Raw genomic sequence first — 1,786 nt, forward strand, 5'->3', positions numbered from 1 at the left:
CCCCCATGACGTCCCATGCCCCCGACCGGCTCGACTCCCCCGAGACGCCTCCTCCGGACCGCCGCTCCCCCGTCTGGGCGGCCCTGCGCCAACTCCTCCTACGCCTGCACTTCTACGCCGGAGTCCTCGTCGCGCCGTTCATCGCCGTGGCCGCCCTCACCGGACTGCTGTACGCGTACGCGCCGCAGCTGGAGCAGGTGCTCTACGCCGACCAGCTCCGCGTCACCCCCGGCGACAGCGCGCTGCCCCTCCAGGAACAGGTGGACACCGCGGTCGCGGCACGTCCCGAGGGAACGCTGAGCGCCGTGCGCCCGGGCACGGCCCCCGACGAGAGCACCCGCGTCCTGCTGGACGTGGAGGGGCTCCCCGAGAGCTACCGGCTCGCCGTCTTCGTCGACCCCTACAACGGCGAGGTCCTCGGCGAGACGACCAGCTACGGCAGCAGCGGCGCGCTGCCCGTGCGGTCGTGGCTGTCCGAACTCCACCGTCACCTGCACCTGGGTGAGTTCGGCCGCCTGTACGGCGAACTCGCCGCGAGCTGGCTGTGGGTGGTCGCTCTGGGCGGGGTCGTGCTGTGGACCGCGCGCCGGCGCAAGGCCCGCCGCCTGCGCCGCACCCTGCTGCCCGAGCCCTCCGCCAAGGGGCGGAACCGGACCATGTCCTGGCACGGGTCGCTCGGCATCTGGGCCGTAGCCGGCCTGCTGATGGTGTCCGCCACCGGACTGACCTGGTCCCGGTTCGCCGGGGCCAACGTGACCGACATGCGGGTGGCCCTCGGCTGGACCACGCCGTCGCTGTCGGCGCCCGCCCCGTCGGAGCACGCGGACCACGAGGAGCAGGCGGACCACGCGGAGCAGGCGGACCACGCGGGGCACGAGGACCACGGTGGGCACGGCGACCACGCGGACCACGGCGCGGCCGGACAGGACGTGGACCTGGACACGGTCCTGGCGTCCGTGCACGCCGCGGGGATCGACGGCCCGATGGAGATCTCGGTGCCCGTGGAGGAGGGCGCGCCCTTCACCGTCCAGGGAACCGGGCGGAGCTGGCCCGTGCACCAGGACGCGGCGGCCGTGGACGCGACGAGCGGCGAGGTGGTCGAGGAGCTGCGGTTCGAGGACCATCCCTTCGTCGCCAAGATGGCCACGTGGGGGATCGCCTTCCACATGGGTCTGCTGTTCGGCCTGCCGAACCAGCTCCTGCTGACGGGGATCGCCCTGTCCGCGCTCTTCCTCGTGTTCTGGGGCTATCGGATGTGGTGGCTGCGCCGCCCGACCCGGGACACCGCGTTCGCCATGGGACGGCCGCTCGCCCCGCGCGGGACCTGGCGGGGGCTGCCGTGGTGGTGCCTGGCCCTGGTCGCCGCGGCGGCGGTGGGCGTCGGCCTGTTCCTGCCGGTGTTCGGGGTCTCCCTGCTGGCCTTCCTCGTGGTGGACGCGGCCCTGGGCCTGCGGCGCGGGCGCACGCGCCCGGAGTCCGTCCCGAAGCCGTGACCGCGCCGCCGGGACCGGACGCACCCGACGCATCCGGTCCCGGCGGGTCCGGTCGTCCGCGCCGGACCGCCGACGGGCGCGGATGAAGGATTCCTCATGTTCGTTTCATCTCGTATTCCCCCGCGCCCGGAAGGCTCGGGGAGTATGAGATCACCACTGTTGTTGCTGTTAGCGGGCACCGTCGCGGCCCTCTTGGTCGCGGGGGCGGTCCTGGTGTGGGCGATGCCCGAGCGCACCCCGGACACCGCCGCCCCGGGTGAGGTCGTGGTCGGGGAGTCCCCCGGCGCCAGCCC

At 74.0% G+C, this 1,786-nt stretch carries 1 protein-coding gene; it reads left to right on the top strand.

What is annotated here, in order from left to right; translation table 11 throughout:
* On the top strand, positions 1-1,493 hold a 1,493-nt coding region (locus DQW06_RS26670), incomplete at its 5' end, for a PepSY-associated TM helix domain-containing protein (RefSeq protein WP_370449142.1).
* Between the last annotated feature and the right edge of the window lie 293 nt (positions 1,494-1,786).

It is taken from the genome of Nocardiopsis sp. TNDT3 (assembly GCF_003427465.1).
GTDB classification, from domain to species: Bacteria; Actinomycetota; Actinomycetes; order Streptosporangiales; family Streptosporangiaceae; genus Nocardiopsis; species Nocardiopsis dassonvillei.